23 protein-coding genes are annotated in these 20,898 nt (G+C 36.1%); 18 read left to right on the top strand and 5 right to left on the bottom strand.

Features of this window, described 5'->3' with window-relative positions; genetic code table 11:
• Position 1 precedes the first annotated feature (1 nt).
• Entirely contained in the window at positions 2-595 is a 594-nt protein-coding gene (locus tag U735_RS25395; RefSeq protein ID WP_316933012.1) for a tyrosine-type recombinase/integrase, read from the bottom strand.
• Between the two features lie 541 nt (positions 596-1,136).
• Here U735_RS25395 and U735_RS0121775 point away from each other — a divergent pair.
• The 18 genes from U735_RS0121775 (at position 1,137) to U735_RS0121685 (ending at position 17,805) form a co-directional block, all read left to right on the top strand.
• Positions 1,137-1,664 carry a DUF4468 domain-containing protein gene (locus U735_RS0121775; RefSeq protein WP_031445845.1) on the top strand — a complete coding sequence of 176 codons (528 nt, stop codon included), beginning with the start codon at positions 1,137-1,139 and terminating at the stop codon, positions 1,662-1,664.
• A gap of 381 nt (positions 1,665-2,045) precedes the next feature.
• Positions 2,046-2,267 (top strand): hypothetical protein, encoded by a 222-nt coding sequence (locus U735_RS0121765; RefSeq protein ID WP_031445844.1) that lies wholly within the window; start codon positions 2,046-2,048, stop codon positions 2,265-2,267.
• A 101-nt stretch (positions 2,268-2,368) separates the two neighbouring features.
• Positions 2,369-3,052, top strand: coding sequence for a hypothetical protein (locus U735_RS25105; protein WP_051892282.1), 684 nt, complete (start codon positions 2,369-2,371; stop codon positions 3,050-3,052).
• Between the two features lie 84 nt (positions 3,053-3,136).
• Positions 3,137-3,754 carry a hypothetical protein gene (locus U735_RS0121755; RefSeq protein WP_031445842.1) on the top strand — a complete coding sequence of 206 codons (618 nt, stop codon included), beginning with the start codon at positions 3,137-3,139 and terminating at the stop codon, positions 3,752-3,754.
• An 87-nt stretch (positions 3,755-3,841) separates the two neighbouring features.
• On the top strand, positions 3,842-4,426 hold the full coding sequence (locus U735_RS0121750; RefSeq protein ID WP_031445841.1) for a DUF6642 family protein: 585 nt from the start codon (positions 3,842-3,844) through the stop codon (positions 4,424-4,426).
• Positions 4,427-5,017: 591 nt separating this feature from the next.
• Positions 5,018-5,302 carry a hypothetical protein gene (locus U735_RS0121745; protein ID WP_031445840.1) on the top strand — a complete coding sequence of 95 codons (285 nt, stop codon included), beginning with the start codon at positions 5,018-5,020 and terminating at the stop codon, positions 5,300-5,302.
• Between the two features lie 273 nt (positions 5,303-5,575).
• Complete coding sequence (hsdR, locus tag U735_RS0121740; protein WP_031445839.1) at positions 5,576-8,791, top strand: type I restriction-modification system endonuclease; 3,216 nt, start codon at positions 5,576-5,578, stop codon at positions 8,789-8,791.
• 21 nt (positions 8,792-8,812) lie between these two features.
• Entirely contained in the window at positions 8,813-10,273 is a 1,461-nt protein-coding gene (locus U735_RS0121735) for a class I SAM-dependent DNA methyltransferase (RefSeq protein WP_031445838.1), read from the top strand.
• Positions 10,273-11,568, top strand: a complete 1,296-nt coding sequence (locus tag U735_RS0121730; protein WP_051892281.1) for a restriction endonuclease subunit S — start codon at positions 10,273-10,275, stop codon at positions 11,566-11,568. The genes U735_RS0121735 and U735_RS0121730 overlap by 1 nt, the downstream gene beginning before the upstream one ends.
• On the top strand, positions 11,565-13,106 hold the full coding sequence (locus tag U735_RS0121725; RefSeq protein ID WP_031445836.1) for an AAA family ATPase: 1,542 nt from the start codon (positions 11,565-11,567) through the stop codon (positions 13,104-13,106). The genes U735_RS0121730 and U735_RS0121725 overlap by 4 nt, the downstream gene beginning before the upstream one ends.
• Positions 13,093-13,884, top strand: coding sequence for an HNH endonuclease family protein (locus tag U735_RS25100; RefSeq protein ID WP_051892280.1), 792 nt, complete (start codon positions 13,093-13,095; stop codon positions 13,882-13,884). Before U735_RS0121725 ends, U735_RS25100 begins: the two co-directional genes overlap by 14 nt.
• Before the next feature lie 22 nt (positions 13,885-13,906).
• Positions 13,907-14,359, top strand: a complete 453-nt coding sequence (locus tag U735_RS0121715; protein WP_031445834.1) for a DUF6998 domain-containing protein — start codon at positions 13,907-13,909, stop codon at positions 14,357-14,359.
• Between the two features lie 10 nt (positions 14,360-14,369).
• A complete protein-coding gene (locus U735_RS0121710; protein ID WP_031445833.1) occupies positions 14,370-15,041 on the top strand; it encodes a hypothetical protein in 672 nt (223 codons plus the stop codon).
• Between the two features lie 170 nt (positions 15,042-15,211).
• Complete coding sequence (locus U735_RS0121705) at positions 15,212-15,883, top strand: DUF433 domain-containing protein (protein WP_031445832.1); 672 nt, start codon at positions 15,212-15,214, stop codon at positions 15,881-15,883.
• Positions 15,880-16,293 (top strand): PIN-like domain-containing protein, encoded by a 414-nt coding sequence (locus U735_RS0121700; protein ID WP_031445831.1) that lies wholly within the window; start codon positions 15,880-15,882, stop codon positions 16,291-16,293. The genes U735_RS0121705 and U735_RS0121700 overlap by 4 nt, the downstream gene beginning before the upstream one ends.
• 25 nt (positions 16,294-16,318) lie before the next feature.
• Positions 16,319-16,816 (top strand): hypothetical protein, encoded by a 498-nt coding sequence (locus tag U735_RS0121695; RefSeq protein WP_031445830.1) that lies wholly within the window; start codon positions 16,319-16,321, stop codon positions 16,814-16,816.
• Complete coding sequence (locus tag U735_RS0121690; protein ID WP_034248673.1) at positions 16,813-17,490, top strand: restriction endonuclease; 678 nt, start codon at positions 16,813-16,815, stop codon at positions 17,488-17,490. Before U735_RS0121695 ends, U735_RS0121690 begins: the two co-directional genes overlap by 4 nt.
• A gap of 45 nt (positions 17,491-17,535) precedes the next feature.
• Positions 17,536-17,805, top strand: a complete 270-nt coding sequence (locus U735_RS0121685; RefSeq protein ID WP_031445828.1) for a hypothetical protein — start codon at positions 17,536-17,538, stop codon at positions 17,803-17,805.
• A 332-nt stretch (positions 17,806-18,137) separates the two neighbouring features.
• On the opposite strand, the gene U735_RS0121680 is transcribed toward U735_RS0121685, so the two are convergent.
• From U735_RS0121680 to U735_RS0121665, 4 genes are read right to left on the bottom strand one after another with little or no spacing between them, the layout of a single operon-like run.
• Positions 18,138-18,500, bottom strand: coding sequence for a hypothetical protein (locus tag U735_RS0121680; protein ID WP_031445827.1), 363 nt, complete (start codon positions 18,498-18,500; stop codon positions 18,138-18,140).
• Between the two features lie 6 nt (positions 18,501-18,506).
• Positions 18,507-19,361, bottom strand: coding sequence for a DUF4138 domain-containing protein (locus U735_RS0121675; protein WP_031445826.1), 855 nt, complete (start codon positions 19,359-19,361; stop codon positions 18,507-18,509).
• Positions 19,358-20,287: a conjugative transposon protein TraM gene (gene traM / locus U735_RS0121670; protein ID WP_031445825.1), complete on the bottom strand. Its 930-nt coding sequence runs from the start codon at positions 20,285-20,287 to the stop codon at positions 19,358-19,360. The genes U735_RS0121675 and traM overlap by 4 nt, the downstream gene beginning before the upstream one ends.
• The gene (locus tag U735_RS0121665) at positions 20,268-20,891 is read right to left on the bottom strand and encodes a conjugal transfer protein TraK (protein ID WP_031445824.1); all 624 of its coding nucleotides are present in this window, start codon (positions 20,889-20,891) and stop codon (positions 20,268-20,270) included. Before U735_RS0121665 ends, traM begins: the two co-directional genes overlap by 20 nt.
• Between the last annotated feature and the right edge of the window lie 7 nt (positions 20,892-20,898).

Genomic DNA, 20,898 nt, shown 5'->3' with positions numbered 1-20,898 from the left:
GTTACAGATTATAAAGCCGCTCCAACGGGCTGAACGGCCTTTGTCTGCCCAGTTGTGCCACATGCAGGTAGGCAAGCGTGGTCTGGATATCGGCGTGCCCCAACAGGTCCTTTACGCTGATGATGTCCAGACCCATTTCCAAAAGATGGGTCGCATAGCTATGCCGCAGGCTATGGGTGGTGACCTCTTTTTGGATACCGCTGTGTTTGCGTGCCTCGCGAACGATCCATCGCACTCCCGTGGTGGACAGTGCAACGGGATTGCCTTCCCTGTCATTGCCGTTAAAGCACCAGGTGACGGGCCTTTCCGCCCTGATGTACTTCCTTAGGCCCCGGACCTGCATCGCGCACAATGGGACATAGCGGTCCTTCCTCCCCTTGCCCTGGCGTACGTGCAGCATCTTTCTCTCAAGGTCCAGGTCCTTCAGCTGGAGGTTGCAGAGTTCAAAGCTGCGAAGGCCACAGCCATAGAGCATGGCCAGTACCAAACGGTGTTTGAGAAGTTTTGGGGCCTTTAGAAGCTGCCTTACCTCGTTATGGCCTAATACTACCGGTAGCTTCTTGGGCCGTTCTATAGAAGGCAATATGACCCGCATCTCCTTCATTCCCGAGATACGGTAGGCATATCTCAGACCATAGACGGTATGCTTGAAGAAACTCTCCGATGGCGTCTTGTGCTGGGATTTCAGAACGTGCAGGTAATCCAGGACCTGCTCCTGGTCAAGGTCCAGCGGACTGCATTTGAAATGGAGTGCAATGTGTGCCAGGCATCTGGCGTAATTGGTAAGTGTACTTTGGCTTTTGCCGGAAAGCTCGATAGATCGTCTTAACTTATGGTACAGTTCATTAAATCCAGGAACGGAATTACAGGCCCTATCAATAAGGGTACTACTTTTTTTTCATAACTTTAAACTTTATGATTAAACCTATCCTAAAGGTAGTGAACAGCAGGCTAATAACTGCTTGAAGCTACCTTTAGGTTTAGTTCAACAATGCCTATAATTCAGTCTTGCTTTTTAGTCTAAAAAAAATTACTACTTTCAATCTGGCCCGATTCCAATCTTGAAAAATCCTATTGGATTTCCCAGACCGAAATCATAGCCTGAACGTTGTGTACAATTTTGAAAAACAAAAAGGATGAATAAACTAATTACAACCGCAGTATTTCTAACGCTTTCGTTATTCACATTTGGACAAACAGAATATCCTGAAAAATTTGAATATTCGGAGAACGGAATAAATGACTACATCGTTACTAAAGTTGAAGGAAAGACCGCAAACGAAATTTATAGTAAAACAATAAATTGGATAAAAGAAACATATAAGAATCCTGATAAAGTTCTAAAAATGAAAATTGAAAATGAAAAAGTCCGAATTAATGGAATTTCATCTGATTTGCTTGTCGTAAAAAAAATGAATATGCCACTCGACTATGTTATTGAAATAGCATTTAAAGATGGTAAATATAAATTTGACTTAATATCACTGACTACTTCCAATGAATACGGAACAGCTGATTACAAGAAAATACCGAATTTTAAAACCGACAAAAAACTTGTCAAAAACTTTGGTGAATCACCCCAAAGAATAGAGAATTATTTCAATGTACTTAATGAAAGTCTGAAAAATTATATCCTTGGTAAAGAGAAAAAAGATGACTGGTAAAAACTGTACACAATAACTAAGTCTTCGTGTGGTCGGTACGGCCAAACATGAAGGCCGTGTTGACTGAACCGGGTCCGGTTTCCCCGTACTATGGGTATTGCCATGGTTTAAAGGAGTTTCCCAGATGGCTATCGAGGTCCCGTGGGGTCCCTAAAGTGATCAAAGATCATTTTCCCTTGTCAGTCCGGGTTCCTTTTCGATCTTCTTGTATCGTTTTTCCTGTCCAGGCCGATTTTCCTGGCCCGTCACCTTGATTTGGGGCGTTGTACTTGGGGTATGTTCTTTCAATCGGTCAGACTTTAATGTAGCCTTCGCTTTTTCTCGCACAGTTCAAAACTCAAAATCATTATCTTTATAAAAGTTCAAATAAAGGATATAATTATGAAAAAGTTCATCGCAATATTTAGAGCTAAGTACCCCGGAATTAATGCAATTCAGCATTCATGTTTTACTTGGCAACAGGATGGGGACATACCTGACAAAACAATAAGCGCAAATCAAATTGCTCATACAACTGCAATTCATTTTTTCAGAATGTTTGATGATAGTGTGATTCCAGATAAAATAATCGTTGAGATTGATAAAATTGAAAAGTTCAAATAAACGATAGTCATTCTCGCAGATTAAAGATTTGCTATATTAGAAGTTCTATTGATTAGGATAATCAAAAGCAGTGCTCAATTTTTAGCTGAAATAAAAGAAAAATGAAAACCTATTTAGCAGATATAATACCTAAAATTCAGAGATTTTCTCAAAAGCTAGATAACACAACTATGTTAACCAATAACCATTGGGTGGTCATTGACAATAATGACAATATTAAAATGGTCTATATTTTTAGAGATAATTGTGAATTATTGATTTCTAAAAATGGTTTAGTCTCTAAAGCAAAATGGGAGTACTTAGGAAAGGAAGCTCTTTTAATTGATAGCAGTGACGGCAGTTTTTTATTCAAACACGGTTTTTTAGATGAAAACATACTTGCTTTAAAAATTGATAGTAATGAGGAATATGTTTTTTTAGTAAATGAAACAAAATATGGTAGTGAACTTAACTCTATTGAGAGTATTATAGAATTCTTAAATTCCAATTACATTAACAGTGAGACAAAAAGAAGTATTCAAGGACAAATAACTATTGATTTAAAAAATTGGTCTAATACTGAACTTTCGTCTGGATACAAAATAGATAGAGAAACCAATGGATGGTCATTTACAACTGGAAAATTTATTGAATATCGAATTCAATTCCCAGGAGAAAGAGAAGGTAGCATAATTTATAGTTCAAAAAATAATCACTATTCGTATTCCACATATGACAAGAATATGAGCTTCAAAAAGCTAGATGATTGTATTGAATCTTTAAAACAATATTTAAATCATTGCTAACAAATGATTGTCTATCAGCTAAATGAATCTTTAATAAGAGGATGATTCAAACAACCAAATTTCAACTACGACCATAATTATAATATGAAAAAAATTGTTAAACTTACCCTATTATCATTATTCCTATCTACCAGTTTATTTTCCCAGAAAATGTATGTGTGGTGTCAAAAAGAACAAATAGCTACTCAGAGAACTGGATTTCTTGAAAACAAGGAGATTGACCTTGTTCTATTCGATACAAGGATTATTACAACCAATAGTAGAGTAGAATGTGAAAGTGAGATAATAGTTGAAAATCTCACAAACCTTATTCGTAAAACATATCCTTCAGCTAATTTCAATGTATTAGGTAGTGATAGATTTTACCAAAACCCAGAAGACAACAGACTCACAATTAAAATTGCAATTTCCGCTTATCACGCTGCATTCGGGGCTGACGTGAAAGTTGGCATAGGAAGTTCAAATGGCAAATTTGCATGGGGAATTTTTCCAGAAGGGAAATGGAATGCAGTAGCAGGTTATTCTGTTATGATTTATAACTATGAAAATGGAATGAAAGAAAGAATAACGGAAGAATTTGGACAAATTACCTCGCGTCCAAATACCGGTGGCTACAGAACAGCAAAAAATATTTTGAATTCAGCCTACATACAAGTTAATCAAGAATTGTTCACCTTTATTGACAGATCGCTTATGCAATAAGAACGACATAGTAGTAATTTATATGTCAAAACGTGTTTAATATAAGGGCCAACCCTATTTTAACTACCTTACACTTTTCAGACTATTATGAGGAAAAACACAGAGACAAAAAATGTTTTTTGCCTAGAAGGCTTGTGGGACAGCAATCTCAAACAACGGTCTACCATAGAGCCCGTACTACAATTACTAGAAAGTCACCAAACTTTAAAATATATACATAAAAATTGCGCCACCACAACTGAATTGGAGTATTATTTGGAACGATGGAGCCTGAAGGCCTATTCTGATTACCCAATTCTATACCTCGCCTTTCATGGTACCGAAAATCTAGTACACCTGGTAGATCGTGCTATCACCCTTAATGAATTAGCTGAAATATTGGAGGACAAATGTTCAGGCAGAATTATAATTATAGGTTCATGTAGCACCATGAATATCGACAAGAGACATCTAAAAAATTTCGTGATTAAAACGGATGCCCTAGCTCTTTTTGGGTATAAAACAGATGTAGATTGGGTTAAATCTACGGCTAACGACCTTCTAGTTTTTGAAGCTTTACAAGACAATGAATTTTCATTAAGAGGAATTGATACAATCCTTAATAAAATAAAAAGGATTACTACAAGGTTTAAAGAACTTGAGTATAGGGTTATAACAAAAAAGGATATTTAAAAACACCACACCTGAACCACTTGGATACCCCTGCCTTTTACCAAAGATTCATTGGTATTACATCACTAAGAACCCCATGTGGATATAAAAACACCATAGATGCACCACAGGCTCACCACACCTACAACCTGCGTCCAGATGTGTAACTTTAACCCTAAGATTAAAAGATATGGAAAGCCTTTAAAAATTATCCTAGAAAAGAAGCACACCAAATTGAGCTCCTTTTCATAACTCCAGCCTATTAAATCTAAAACTGAAAAAGAAGCATAAAAGAACACAAATATTGACTAGGCATCCACCTATTTAAATTTAATCAAGACCACCATTTACGCCTCCAGGATCAAATTACTAATATCACAAAAGGAAGGAAACTCTTGTTCAACGCGAAATCAGATGTTGAGCGGTGCTTGCCCGAGGTTAGCAAAAAAAAGACCTTATTACAAGAAGGAAAATTTGGTGAATTCCTATCAAAATCAATTGTATTAATCCAATTGATCAACAAGCAATTCACGAAACCAAAGATTGACTATATTAGACATAGAAAAAATATTTAGTTAATAACGTTGTAGAATTTTTGAGGATAAGGCAATTATGGAATACACTTTAGAAATAAAGCCGAGAAATTCAGAATTAATCACAGTTTTGATCTTAGGTTTGCAATCAATTCAAATTGACAAAAATGGATTTGGTAGGGATAACAAACAATTTTCTAGAATTACATTAAGATATCTTAATTCTGATAGTCAAATGATAAGTTTTAGGTCTGATGAAGATGACTATGCTATTGAAATTTACAATAAAATTAAAAAATATAAGCATGAATTATTGGAAGAATTAAGACATAACGGGCAACTATCGGATTATTTCGTAAAATAAAAATAATCGCCAATATTGCAATAAAAAAGAACAGCACCTAAGTTTGATTTTTTAAAAGTCCAAAAAACGGGTAGGGCTACACTTAAAGAAATCATAATTCTAATAAACCATTCTGTTGGTTAAGACTACCCAGGCGATTCATTTTAGAAGAAAATGAAAAATCAGATGATTCTATAGTTTAGAATTGTATATTTATTCTCACAATAAACGAAGTTCCCCCTAAACCATATAAAATGTAGTTTTAGTAATATTATATCAGGGCAGACCAACTTAATGAATACCAATTTTAGTTTTCTTCAACAGCAATACCCAAACCTATTCGCTATCAGCGAACTTTCCGAGAAGTTAATCTATATTGACCCCAGTTCTTCATTGGCTAAGTCCCGCTTATTTTCTGAAAAACTGAGCCAATTAGTTTGGGAATTTGAAGAATTAGGCGAGTTTTCAGGCTCACAGAACGATAGAATATATCGTTTGGCCAATGTGAATGTTGCCCCGGATATTATTGCAAGCATTCTGCATACCGTTCGCAAATCGGGCAACAAAGCCAGTCATGATGGTATTGGCTCCTTTCAAGAGGCACATTTTATCCTAAAAAAATGCTTTCAGTTGGCCAAATGGTTCTATGAAACCTATGAACAGGATTATATAGAAATAACGTCCTATACCCTTCCTGAAAAGGAAGACACTGCATCAGATGCACTTTCAGAAAAGCTTGAAAAGCTATCAAAGGAATTAACGAATTATAAGAACAAGATTGCAGAACTCAATAAGAGTAAGGAGGAGGTTGAATCTAGAAAACAACGCAGTGATAATAGGGCTCGAAATCTTGATTTGACCGAAGAAGATACCCGTATTACATTGATAGACCCGAAACTGAAGGAAGCGGGTTGGGAGTGCGACACCCTATTATTGAATAACAAAACAAATAAAACACTACCGCAGAAAGGGAGAAATATGGCCATAGCCGAATGGCCCTGTGATGGTAAATGGGCGGACTATGCTCTGTTTGTAGGTACAACATTATATGCAATTGTTGAAGCAAAAAAATACGCCAGTGACATCTCTACCAATTTAAGGCAGTCAAACATTTATGCTAAACGCTTGGTTGAATCGGAAGATTTTGAAACTTTAGGGAAATGGCAAGAGTATAAGGTCCCGTTTTTATTCTCGACGAACGGCCGTGACTATCTAGAACAAATTAGAACAAAAAGTGGTATTTGGTTTCTGGATATACGCAACGAACGCAGTCACGCCAAACCGCTTCGGGGTTGGTTCTCACCCAAAGGATTGGTTGACCTATACGAGCGTGATATTGAAGCAGAAAATAAAAAGCTTGAACTTAGTGATTATGATTATTTACAAGATACCAATGGTTTAGGACTTAGGGATTATCAGATAGAAGCCATTAAAAATGTAGAAAAAAATATTACCACCAATTTCGAGGAGCATCGTTCCTTGTTAGTAATGGCAACAGGAACAGGGAAGACCAGAACAGTGATTGGACTTTCGTACCGACTTATAAAATCGAATAGATTCAAGCGCATCCTGTTCCTTACGGATAGAAAGCTATTAGCTCAACAGGCATTTGGAAGTTACCAGGACAATAAAGTTGAGGGCATCAATACCTTTTCTGAGGTCTATAAAATGGAATATACAAAAACCCTTATACCGGACTCAGAGACCCGTTTACATTTTGCAACCGTTCAAAGTATGGTTAAGAGATTATTCTATGGAGAAAATGATGGTCTTTCAATTGATACCTATGATTGCATAATCATAGATGAAGCTCACAGAGGATATAATCTGGACAAAGAGTTGGATGAGGAAGACCTAGAATTTAAAAATCAAGATGATTACGTAAGTCAATATAAAAAGGTCATCGAATATTTTAACGCTTACATTATCGGTCTTACGGCTACACCTGCTTTGCATACCACAGAGATTTTCGGGAAACCTGTTTTCTCTTATTCTTATCGCCAAGCAGTTATTGATGGTTTTCTATCAGATCATGAGCCACCATACCGTATCAAAACACGCTTAAGCGAAGAAGGTATCCTTTGGAAAAAAGGGGAGCGACCCAAGGTATTTAATCCAGAAACCAACAAAATTGAGGAACTGGCTGAATTAGAGGACGATCTTTTGGTAGAAATAGAACAATTCAATAAACTTGTTATTACCCCAGAATATAACCGAAAGGTGTTACAGGAATTAGTGAAACACCTTGATCCTGATAGCGAGGAAAAAACTTTGATTTTTGCCGTTCGTGATTCCCATGCCGATATGATCGTGGATATGCTTTATGAAGAATTTGAAAACATCGGTTTGGAAGTCCCTCAAAAGGCCATTCAAAAAATTACGGGTGCAGCTTATGATCCAGAACAATTGACCAAGGAATATAAAAATGAGAAGTTTCCTAATATTGCGGTAACTGTAGATCTATTGACCACTGGTATAGATGTTCCCAAAATCTGTAATCTGGTGTTTTTACGCCGTGTAGGAAGCCGTATTTTATATGAACAAATGATTGGCCGCGCAACCCGTTTGTGTCCCGAAATTAATAAAGAAGACTTTAAGATATTCGATGCTGTCAGGGTACACGAAGCCCTTCAGGACTACACCCAAATGAAACCCGTCTCTAACCCCAATACCTCTTTTACCCAGTTGGTAAACGAACTGGACGATATCAGTTCAGACGAACGGATAAAAACACAAGGGGAGCAACTGATTGCGAAATTGCAACGTAAACGAAAAAAAATTGAGGAGGATAGTCTAGAGGAATTTATCTATATGGCAGGTGGTAAGGAGCCTAAAGAAGTGATACAAGCCATTAAAAATGCCAGTGCCCAAGAAGTAAAGGCAATTATCAAAGAATTTAAAGGGCTTTGGAATTATTTGGACAAGAAAGTGTATCGTCCAAAACATCAGCTTATCTCAGACCATGCCGATGAATATCTGGGAACGGATAGGGACTATGGCAATGCCAAAAAACCAGAAGATTATATTGAGAATTTCAAAAAGTTCCTAAAGGAAAATCAAAACAAGATAGCCGCCCTGAAGGTGATCGTTTCCAGCCCCAGTACTTTGGACAGGCAATCATTAAAGGAACTACGGTTATTATTGGACCAAGAAGGTTATAATGCAAAAACGCTTAATGCCGCGTGGCGAGATGTAAAGAATCAGGACATAGCGGCAGATATTATTGCTTACATTCGCACACTTTCCTTGGATATTGATCTAGTGGGGCATGAAGAACGGGTAAACCGTGCTTTTGAGAAGGTGAATAACATGAAACCATGGAACAGAATTCAACAAAAATGGTTGGATCGATTTCAAAAACAACTTTTGGCCGAAACCATACTGACCAAGGAAGATTTGGACAAGGAACCTTTTAAAAGTGAAGGTGGCTACAACAGAATAAACAAACAATTTGAGCAACAATTGGATGACTTATTAAAGACCATCAATGATAATTTATATGTTGCCTAACTTAATACAAGAAGATTATAAATGAGTGCAGACGAAATAGCAAATAAACTTTGGAACCTTTGCAATGTATTGCGGGATGATGGTGTTACCTATCACCAGTATTTGAACGAATTAACCTATATCCTATTCCTTAAGTTAAGCGAAGTTAAGGACTTTGAGCAGCATATTCCGGAACATTATAGATGGCGTTCTTTTGTGGAAGAGACCGATAATAACGAGGCTTTTCAAAGGTATCGCAGCTTTTTGGCGGAAGTGAGTAATGAAACCACCAGTGCTGGCATTAAAGAAATCTATGCCAACGCTTCTACCAGTCTTCGCAAACCCGTAAATTTTAACACCCTTGTACAGGCCATTGATGATTTGGACTGGTATGAGGAGACAGACCGTGATGTTATGGGCGACATATACGAAAGCCTATTGGAGAAAAATGCTGGTGAAAAGAAAAGTGGTGCCGGACAATACTTTACGCCACGACCATTGATCAATGTTATGGTAGAACTCATGTCTCCAAAATTGGGAGAACGATGGAACGACCCTGCAGCAGGTACTTTTGGTTTTATGATATCTGCCGATGAATACCTTCGGACCAAGTATGACAACTATTTCAATTTAAGTGAAAAGGACCGAAAGTTTCAGGTAGAAAAGGCCTTTAGTGGGGTAGAGTTGGTAGGCGATGCCCACCGTTTGGCCTTGATGAATGCCCGTTTACACGGCATGGAAAGTGAAATTATTTTAGGTGATACGCTTACTGAAATGGGCAAAGACCTTAATAATTTTGATGGTGTATTGGCCAACCCACCCTTTGGTACCAAAAAAGGGGGTGAACGCCCTACTCGGGACGACTTTACCTACCCTACGAGTAACAAACAGCTCAACTTTTTGCAGCATATCTATAGAAGTTTAAAGAAAGACGGTAAGGCAAGAGCTGCCGTTGTGCTACCTGATAATGTATTGTTTGAGGATGGCGACGGACAAAAAATACGTCGTGATTTAATGGACAAATGTAACCTACATACCATTCTAAGGCTACCCACAGGGATATTTTATGCTGCAGGGGTAAAGACCAATGTACTATTTTTTACCAGGGGCACTACTGAAACAGAAAATACCAAGGGGGTATGGTTTTATGATATGCGTACCAATGTGCCCAGTTATGGCAAACGTACCCCGTTTACCCGAACGGCTTTTAATGAGTTTATAGAGGCTTATACAGGAGGGGTAAAACCCGAAAAGTTATCGAATGAATTTGACGGTACCGTTGACGAGACTTCTAGAAAAAGGATTACCAACGAGCGCTGGCAATATATTGACCTCGAAACCATAGCCAAAAAGAACGATTCCTTGGATTTAGGGCTAATAGCGGATGATAGTGTTAGCAATGGAGAACATTTGGGGGAACCAGTACAGATTGCCAAAGAGGCCTTAACGGAGTTAGAAACCATTACCCGGCAGTTGCAGGCGATGATAAAGGAATTGGGATAATGGCTAGTAGAGGAGATATTGATTTTCAAAAAGTACAACCAATACTACACAAGAAATGGGATACAATTCCTTTTGAAGTTTCATTAGAAAAAACACCAAAATATATTAAGCATAAAACCAAAGGTCTAGCATTGTCAGGAACATTTCCTGTGGTAGACCAAGGAGAAGATTTAATTTCTGGTTATATTGAGGATGCTGAAAAAATATATCAAGGAAAATTACCCATCGTAATATTCGGTGACCACACAAGGATAATAAAATATGTAGACTTCCAGTTCGCAGTTGGAGCTGATGGAACTAAGATTTTGAAACCAAATGAAAATTTCAACTCAAAATTTTTTTTTCATTACCTCAAAGCTTTATCTATACCAGACTTGGGATACAGCCGACATTATAAAATCCTAAAGGAAGTTAAAATTCCTCTCCCACCACGCCCTGAGCAAGACCGTATCGTTGCCAAAGTCGATACATTAATGGCTCAGGTGGCGACCATGCAAAAAAGCTTGGAGCACATACCACAACTTTTAAAAGATTTTAGGCAGCAGGTGTTGACACAAGCAGTTACCGGTAAGTTGACGGAGGAATGGCGTGAGGGGAAACAATTAAATGACTGGAAAGTAGAATTTGCAAAAGATTGTTGTGAAAAGGTACAAAGTGGGGGAACTCCAAGAGGAAGTAATTTTGCTGAATCTGGAATTCCATTTTTTAAAGTTTATAATATTGTAAATCAACAAATTTCATTTGATTATAAGCCTCAATTTATTTCTGAAGAAATTCAAAATTCACAATGTAAAAAGTCAATTTGTTTTCCAAATGATGTATTGATGAATATTGTAGGTCCACCATTAAATAAAGTTGCAATTGTACCTGAAGAATTTCCTGAATGTAATATTAACCAAGCTATCACCTTATTTAGAGTCAAAGAGTGTTTGAATAATAAATTTTTGTACTATTTCCTCTGTGAAGGTTCATCAGTAAATAAATTGGTTAATGAAACAAGAGGGGTTGTAGGGCAAGTAAATATTTCATTAACTCAATGTAGATCATTTGAAATACCAATTCCACCCATAGAAGAGCAAGAGGAAATCGTCCGTCGCGTAGAAAGTTTATTTACCAAAGCAGATGCCATTGAACAACAATACCAATCCTTAAAAACTAAAATAGATACATTGCCACAAGCTATACTGCATAAAGCCTTTAAAGGGGAGTTGGTAGCGCAGTTGGATAGTGATGGAGATGCAGTTAATCTTTTAAAAGAGATAGAAGAATTAAAGAAAAACAAAGGGAGAAAGTGAAAATAAAAAGTCTTTGGGTATCTGAATATAAAAATTTAAAGAATCAAACCTTTACGTTTAATAAAGGGCTAACATCTTTAATAATAGGACAAAATGGTTTGGGAAAATCTAACCTATTGGAGATTATTGTTTTAATATTAAAGGAATTAGACCTAGCTGCAAATGAGGACTATTTTTTTTCTGCCAAAACCAATATCTACTTTCTATTTAAAATTCAATATGAGTGTCGTGATTCTATACTTACAATAGAAAAAAACAGTAGTTCTCTTTTAATTGAAAGGCATGACTTAAATATAAATCGCGACATTAAACTGACCTTTAATCAATTAAAAGTAAATAAGCATCTATATCTACCTGACTTTGTTATTGGATATTACTCCGGAGAAAACAAAAGAATTAAAGGTTTATTCGGAAAACACGCAGAGAAAAGAATTAACAATATCAAAAATAATAAGAACTCCAAATTCCCAACATTGGGTAAGTTTTTCTTTACTGACCAGAACCTTGGAGAATTATTATTCTTTACACTTTGGGTGTTTCAAAACGATAAGGAATATGCTGAAAAAATAAAGGAGCTATTCCAAAAATATGTTGGAGTTGAAGCCAATACTAAAGTAAATATTACATTTAAAAATCCGGAGTTTTCTAAAAATTATCCAGATAAAAATGCAGACTTACTTGTTGAAAATATACAAAATGATGTTGAAAATCCATTTTGGGGAATTCAGGGTAAACTCGATAAGTTTCTAAGACTCTTATATGATAACAACTCTTCTACCAGTTTACCAACGGCCTATGTTGACGATAAAAATAATGAAGAAATTCTGCTATTGGATAAAATAAACTTTGACAGTTTAAAAGATGACCTGGCTAAAGATTTTCCAACTCCAGCTGATTTATTTGATGTATTACATGCCGCTGATACCATTGGAATAATTAAGGAAATTGACTCAGTTATCAGTAAAAATGGAGCTCGCATTAATCATAATTTTAAAGAATTAAGCGAAGGTGAGCAACAAATCCTAACTATTTTAGGTCTGTTATTGCTTACCGGAAAATCTGATAGTCTCTATATTTTTGATGAACCTGACACTCATCTAAACCCTATTTGGCAACGTCAATTTATAAATCTTTTAAAGGAGTTTAATCTTGATGACGCTAATAGTCAAATTTTGGTTGCAACCCATAGTCCATTGATTGTACAAAACACCAAAAATGCAAATTTACTCCTACTTAGAAAAGAAGGTGATAATGTGGTTATTGATGATGGAAATCACATTGTAGAGAATTGGAGAATTGACCAGGTTCTAGTAAGTGAATACTTTGATCTGCCGACTGCACGTCCTTCCAATCTTGATATATACATGGAAACACGTGAGGAAATACTGAAAAAGGAAGAAATCACTGAAAGTGATGAATTAAAATTAAAAGAATTTCAAAATGATTTTGGGGTGTTTCCAACAGGTGAAACAGTAAATGACATAAAAGCGATGTTACTTATTAGAAAAATAACAGAAAAAATAGATGATAAAACTTAAAAAAAACCGAGCTATTCCATCCGTTTTAGACCAACAAGGAAATTGTAAATTAAGCAATGGGACATATAATATGTGCAATAATTATGATATGACCCCAAATGATTTTGACCAGGGTACTGAAACATTTACTTTTGAAAATAATATTTATGCAAGCGCGAATATCAAAGAACAATTAAGAATTGATCAAAATGGGAAATGTGCATTTTGTGAACAAAATATTATTAGTATATCCTATGGTGATGTTGAACACTTTCGGCCTAAAGGTGGTTATCGTCAAAATGAAACCGATGACTTCAATAGGCCTGGTTATTACTGGCTAGCTTACGATTGGAGTAATTTATTGCTTGTTTGTCAAATTTGCAATCAAAGACATAAAAAAAATTATTTTCCTGTTAGAAATCCTGAAAGAAGAGCTTTAAATCATCATTATGATATTAGATTGGAGAAACCATTTTTTATCAATCCGTACTTTGAAAATCCTCGACAATTAATTGGATTTAGAAAAGAAGTCGCTTACGGAAAGGATAGAAGGCATAGAGGAAAAAAAACTATTGCAACCATAGGGTTAAATAGAAGAAGTAAAAATGGAGCATACAAGGATTTACTAGAAGAACGACGAGATTATTTAATTTTAATTGCAACTACTCATAAAATTAGTCAAAAAAAACCAGGAGGAGATCTCACAACTAATGAAATAGTTATGGCAGCTGACATAGTTAAAAATGCAAAAGTTAAAACCTCAAAATTTTCAGCTATGCTTCAGGAGAATCTAACTTAGTCCATAAAATTACTTTTGAGTAGTGAAAGAAATACAGGAATTATTAGATATTACAGCTTCTTTAAAAGAGAGATATAAAGGCAAGCTAGATTTCTCCTTAGATGGTCGTTTGGTCGGGGATATTGGTGAAGCCTTGGTAAGTGAAAAATTTGATATTGAACTTTATGGTAAGAATGAACACCGATATGATGGCTTTCATAGGCCAACTAATAAAAAGGTTCAAATAAAGGCCAGTATGGCATACAATTTCAGCTACCCGCATAATATAGATTTGGAACATTTTATAGCTGTACATTTAGAGCCTGACGGTACATTGGAGGTGCTATATAATGGCCCAGGTGAGTATATAAATAAATTTTTAAAAGATAATAATCGAAAATCCTATAGAGATATATGGACTACAATTACAGCCAATCATTTAAGGGAATTAGATAGAAAACTAAAACATTCAGATCGATTGCCGGAAAAGGCTTAAAAATGAAATTATGATAGCCTCCATAGAGAAACAGGAAAAAGAATTATTTAACGAATGGAGAAAGACTACCCCTAATTTAAGTGAGGATGGTATTGTAGAACCAAAATCTTATTTAAATGCGGACATAAAGATTCTATTTTTACTAAAGGAGGTAAACTCTAAGGAAGGCTTTAACCTAAAGGAATTTGTTAGAAATGGAGGCAGAACCCAGACTTGGGATAATATTGCCAAATGGACATGCGGCATTCATAACATGAAAAAGGAATTCAAATGGGATGAAATTGAGCCTATTAAAAATATAAAGATTAGAAAAGAGTGGTTAAGGTTTATTGGTGTAATGAACATTAAGAAAACACCTGGTGGGCATACATCCAATGCTAAGTCCCTTTGGGAGGACTCATCAAAAGACAAAGAGTTTTTAAATAGGCAATTTAAATTGTATTATAACAATCCTCAACTAAAACCTGATTTAATAATTGCATGTGGAACTCAAACCTCTAATTTTTTCCACACGCTAATTCCTTTCGCACAGGACAAATTATGGATGCATACAACTAGAGGTGTGAAATACTATGAGTATGAAACAGGTAAGTTCTTTATTAAATATGCGCACCCTGAAGCTAGGGTGGCAGATAATTTGTTGTATTACGGTTTAATTGATGCTATCAAGGAGTTGAAATGAATACGGACTACCCGACAAATTAATATATAATGTAGGGTCAGAATATTTTGGTCTTTTTAAAGCGTCATCTTGTGAGCATGAACAAAATAAAAATATAGGAGATTCTCTACCTCGGTGTAATGAGTCTATTGAGTTCATTTATTTTGTAAATTTGAGTTATAAATAAAACAATGAACTTCGAGAATAAACCAAAAATAGGGTCAGGCATTTACTCCGCTAGTGAGATAGCGATAATTCTTCGTGTTCCATATCGTAAGGTTTATACTTGGATGAACAAATATTGGGATGGACGAATTGGCAAGGAATTCGGTTCAAAATATTCGTGGGACATCAATGGTAAACGAGCAGTAAGCTTTCATACTTTTATCGAATTTTATGTGATGATGCGTTTCTCTGAAGCAGGTGTGAAACCTAGGCAGGTTTTAGAAGCTCATAGGGAATTAAGTAAAATGTATTCAACCGCTTTTCCATTTGCCAGAAAAGAAGTTCTTAAAGGAATAAACTCAGATGGAAAACATATTTTTTTAAAAACTATCGATGGTATAATTGAGTTAAACGGAACCAAACAATTTAATCTAGACTTAATAGAAATATTCTTTATTAATCTTGAATTTGACAAAGACAACCTTGCATCGAGATTTTGGCCAATAGGAAAGGATAAATCAATTTTAGTAGACCCTAAAAGACGATTTGGCCATCCAGTAATTGATGGTAAAAATATTTATCCAGAAATAATATATAATCATCATAAGGCTGGCGATCCCATAGCTTATATAGCACATGTATATCAGATTTCGGAAGCGGAGGTAAATCATGCATTAGAATATTGTAAAGCGGCATGATTGTTTATTTGGATGAAAATATGCCCAGACATTTGGCCCATGGTTTTGATACCATTCAATCTCCAGAGGGTTTAAAAACCGGGTATGATATTACGGTTAAATTTTTGCCAGAGGCATTTAACTATGGGGCTGAGGATAAGGAATGGATTCCAAAAGTAGGTAAGGAACGTAGTTGTGTAATTACCCAAGATTTAAACATTTCAAGAAGAAAAGACGAATTGGAATTATATCAAAAGAATGGTGTTGGAATGTTCTTTCTTCGTGGCCCGTCTAAAAAGCACGGACTAAGTGTTTGGCAAATGGTGCAGGCTCTTGCTAAAAATTGGGATGATATTTGCAGAATTGCATCTGAAGAAAAAAGACCTTTTGGCTACGTCTTCCAGCTTAATGGTAAAATGAAAAGAATTTAGATTCAAAAATTCAAGTATAAGGATTGTGAATTTCAATGACATTAATAGTATCAAGAGAAACGGATTTATAGGCTTTAGAACAGTGCATGAATTATGGAGTGATAAGTCCTGCATTCCAAAAATTAAAGGGGTTTATCTTATAATTAATCCGACTTCTGAGAAAGTAGAATTCATTAATCCAGGAGTAGGAGGTTTTTTTAAGGGAAAAGACCCAAATGTTTCGATTTCAGTACTAAAAAGCAACCATGTCGAGAACTCCCAAGTAGTTTATATCGGCAAGGCAGGAAGTCTAACAGGAACGGCAACATTAAATTCAAGACTTGGTCAATACCTGAGATTTGGAGAAACTAAAAATGTTGGACATTGGGGAGGGAGGCTAATTTGGCAACTTAAAAACCATAGCGAATTAATCTTTTGTTGGAAGCCAACACCGAATGACGACCCAAGAGAAATTGAAAAACAACTATTGAGCGAATACATTAAACAATTCGGTGTAAGGCCATTTGCAAACTTGACGGGATGAGACCTGATGAATATGAACATATTGTAGCAGAGCACTTTGAAACCAAAGGTTACAAAACTACCGTTTCTCAATATTCAAACGACTACGGTGTTGATGTATTTGCAACCAAAAGCAAAGAAAAAATTGCAATTCAAGTAAAGATGTATGGTGGCTCGAATCGACCAATAAACAGACAAATGGTAATGGAACTTCACGGTGCAAAGGACTATTTTGACTGTACTAAAGCAATCATTGCAACAGATGGCAGGACAATTTATAATGCCCTTGAAGTTGCCAAGAAGTTGAAAATTGAGATTATTCACGTTCCTGCAGTTCAGAATTCCAAAAAAACTAAAAGAAGTACTAAATCAAACTCGTTTGAAAACATTTGGGAAAATTATGTAATGCCCTTGGAAGGAAAAACAATTAAAAGAGATGATGGAAAAACAAACAAAATCGAAAAGGTAGATTGGTCAGGAATTAAACGAATTACATCAAATAAAAGGTCTCAAAAAATTAAGATTGAGATTTTCAAGAAGACAATAAACCATTTACTCGAAAACGGGAAGATTACTCGGACGTTCATAAATGAAGAATATGAAGATAGAGCTTCTTCAGGAATTATATTAATTCTTGGAAATACCGGAATATTTGATATTACAAATAGACCAAAAGGACTGAAAATTAAAAAATAAGAGGAACTAACTACAAAGTGAGGTTTATAAAAATTCAAATTAAGGATGATTTTAGAAACTATTAATCCCGGTGTACACAAAGTGAGGTTACAAATACGGGAGATCATTCATGGCAATGATGCAATTGACAGGTATACTGGGTGGGATAAGGTGAACCCCACATTAATCAAGATCCGCTGTGAGGATTGTACATTAATGGTATTTGGAGAGAAGGATATGAACTTATTTAAAGAGTTAACCCCGGGTGATATTTTTGAAGCTTTAGTTCATGACGGAAGATTCGCAAATGTTTTTAAGTTCAAATACTTCTTTTAGCAAGGCTTGAAATTGATGATGGTGAAAAGGACACTATCCCGTAAACATGTGCACGTTTAAAATAACAGGGGTTGGACTTTTATCTAAAGTCTGACCCTTTTTCATATCCGCCTGACGGGCCGAGCAGGGATCGTCAGGAACTGATATAGAATGATTCCCCAGTTCCTTACTGGCATGGACCACTTGTTGGTCTCCTCCCTTGTGGATACTTCGGTTTTCGTTTTGTGCTTCCGGTTTCGGTGCAATAGTGCCACTTTTGGTTCCTGTTTGAAACCATCACTCCGAAATATCCATTCAAATAAAGGATGTATTTAAATAATTTGTTAGTGCCTTCAAAAGGGACCCTTTTCCCTAGGTCCTTTACTGGTTACCTTCCAATGGCCATTCTCTTTAATCAGTTTAAAAACCCCAGGATTTTTGTCATAGGAAGTATTGTATTTCACCCAAGCCAAATCACCTTCAATGGCCTCATCCAGGATTTCAACTTTGGCACCTTTTTCCTCATCGGGAACCAAATTCTGAATCATTATTAAACCACTATAACCATCAGAGGTGGTATGCTTTTTTAAAGTAGTGTTGTCTTTGGCGTAGAAACTTTCTACAACTATCTTCACTGTCTCTGTATGAGATAGGTCTTGTTTATTAGAACAGGCGATCAGCAAGAATGCCAATATGGAAGTGATCAATGTTTTCATAATATTTTAATTTGGGTTATTAATATATCTATGTGAGACTTTTAGCTCGATATTTCGTTCTCCTTTCTTTTCATTTAACTCAAGGACAGCGATGCGGTCATCACTCAAAGAGAATTTGGAAACGACGTACACCAATCTTGCCGTTTCGCTTTTCTTGATCCTTGAAGGCAGGTGGTGTTTAAACAGTGGTTTCAAGAATAGTTTCTGTAAAGATTTCCTTTTTCCCTTCTGTCTTGTTTCAACCGAGAGTTTTAAGAAATTCAAATCGTAATCCAAAGTAGATTTGTTTTCAATCTGGATAACGAAGTAGAGTTCTTCGGTATCAAAAACAATATTTTCAACACTTAAAAGGATATCTTCGCCACCCTTTTTTAACTTCCCTATTTTCTGCTTTTGGTTTAGAAGGTATGCGCAAATTTTCTTGTAATAAAACGTTTTGTTGTCAATGGTATCCACAAGTGAATCTTTACTGACAATTACTTGGGCCTGAGGCTTTTCATTGCCTATACTACTGGAATCCGGTATAAAATAATTCAGCTTGGAAAGCTCCTTTTTATACCTTACAATATACGAAAAAATTGAACCATTTCTATTGACTACCAGCAAGTTGCTTTCCTTTCCGGGCTTTGCCTGAAGCAAACCGAAATATTGTTCTTTTTCCCGATTGTAGGTAAAGATGAAGTTATCGGACCCAGTAATTCCTTGGCGAATGGGATCGGGAAAAAAGAGTGCCACATTCTTTTGGTCATTAGCGTAGATAGTATCCAATACTATTGCCTGTTGTGCTGGAGCTTGCGCAAAGCATAATCGAAATGCAAAAGCGAAAATTAGTATAGTAGATATTAATATAAATGTTCTCATAGCTTTGGTTTTAAAATCAGTTTGTAGTTGTTCAGTACGGTAACTTTTACGTTTCGATTCTTTCGTCGAAGTACTTTGGTCACACCGCTCACCTGGGGAACGCTGGGGATATTAATGTCATGAATAATATCGTTCAGGACTTCGGTGCCTACTTCTTCCCGAAAACTATTTTCTATATAGATCCCCTCACTACCATCCTGAACATCAAAGGCCTTTAATTTGGTAGGAAGATGGTCAATATTTTCAATTTCGATCAGGGCACGATTGGGCTGAAAGCTGATGAAACCAAAAACAGGTGTATTCTTAGTAATTACCTTGCCATTGATAGTCGCTCTGTTGGTCAACCGCATCTGCAATCGTGAATTGGCCTGGACTACTTGGTCGCCGTCGACCACTGCATAAATCGTAGCATCCGTATTCCCGATAATTGAAATGTCGTTTGGTTTAGGCGAAGCAGCAAAGAATAATTGATGCTCCAAACCCAGTTCTTTGCTTTCAATCTTTTGTTCCCGTTTTATTTCCGCGGAATCTATTTCCTGAACTTTTTTGGGGCCTATTTTTCTTTCCCCAAGATTCTGATAGGACGATTTAGAATATTTAATTTTCCCTGCTGCATAGATGCTATCCACAATATGCTCTTTTTCAAGTTCAGGGAGATCTGGATTATAATAGCCAAGGGAATCAATCAGTTTTTCATTATAAATACTCGGCGCATTGTTCTCACGCACTTCTTTCAAATCATTGATGGCATCCAGTTTGGAATTGTATTCTTTTTGATTCTCTTCCAAATCGGGCACTAAGGTTTGCTCCAGGTTTTCATTTTCACTTTCATCATCGCCCATTACCATTACCGAATAGGAAATTAGAAACAGGAATATCACAGCCAGGACTGCAGCAAAGACAATTTTATTTTTTTCTATTTTCATCGTTAAGTTTTTTTAAAGTGTTCTCGAAAAAGTCAGTAATCAATAGGCCATGTGGATTGTTTGGAAAGTTTCGATCGACCATAGCTAGGTTGCCAGTGGAAACAAGTTCATAGGTGTCGATTATAGACCCTCTATTGATTTCAAAAATGGTCGTAGTCGTAAAGCCATAGGAACCATTATTTTCTGTTATCCGTGAATCGATGCTCAGCACTTTTTGAACCAAGGAATATTGCAATAATCGATTATAGACACCATCAGCTTTTTTTTGGCGATAGAGATTATCCACCGAACTATTACCTAGCCAAAGTGCTTTTTTTAAATTACGTTCATAGTTACTGGCATCAATATTATAGAAGTAATTGTGGAACAGTTCCAAATGGGCCAAAGCTTCGACCCTGATATTCTCTTTTTGGGTTACAAGCTTTAACGGAATGATACTCCCATCGGTATTGATGGCAAACGCACTATTAAGCGCATTTTTATTGGCCGTAAAAGCCATCCAAACCGAAAAGGTGCTGGACAACAAAGCAAAAAAGACGACCGTCAAAACGATGAATCGGTTTAGCTTTAGGACGTTATAAATATTCTTGTATGCTGTTTTCATTTTAAGT

Source organism: Arenibacter algicola (genome assembly GCF_000733925.1).
GTDB classification, from domain to species: Bacteria; Bacteroidota; Bacteroidia; order Flavobacteriales; family Flavobacteriaceae; genus Arenibacter; species Arenibacter algicola.
Note: the sequence above shows the minus strand (reverse complement) of the source record. Positions and strands in the feature narration are given on the sequence as shown.